The organism is Lewinella sp. 4G2, assembly GCF_001625015.1.
Classification (GTDB): domain Bacteria; phylum Bacteroidota; class Bacteroidia; order Chitinophagales; family Saprospiraceae; genus Neolewinella.
Genome location: NZ_LVWJ02000003.1, coordinates 1 through 394 on the forward strand (window position 1 = coordinate 1; position 394 = coordinate 394).

The window sequence follows — 394 nt, forward strand, 5'->3', positions numbered from 1 at the left end:
AAGATTTTGGTTGGTACAACATCGATAAGCTTGCCAAAATTAGAAAGCCAAGAAGTATGTCAGTTGTTTGTAGAGAAGGAATGAGAGTAATCGCACTTGTAGATAAGAAAAATATAGTAATTAGGTTTAATGAAAGTAAAAGCGAAGTATACCACTTGTCAAATTACCCATCTACATTAGGATCGACGGTGATTAGTTACAAAACTGTAGAAGATGACAAGGTTTTGTTTAGTGTTTATTCCATGAAGAAATTTAGATCTAGATTAAATATGCCGGAACCAAATGTGGTATCTAATGCTGAATTTAGGAAAATAATTAGACAATTACATTAAGAATATTATTTAGAGATAAACACTAACTTCTATACTCTGTACAGCACCTCAAGATATATGGA

The 394-nt window shown here is 31.5% G+C and carries 1 protein-coding gene; it reads left to right on the forward strand.

Features of this window, described 5'->3' with window-relative positions:
• On the forward strand, positions 1–332 hold a 332-nt coding region (locus A3850_RS20365; RefSeq protein WP_231915256.1), incomplete at its 5' end, for a hypothetical protein.
• Positions 333–394 lie beyond the last annotated feature (62 nt).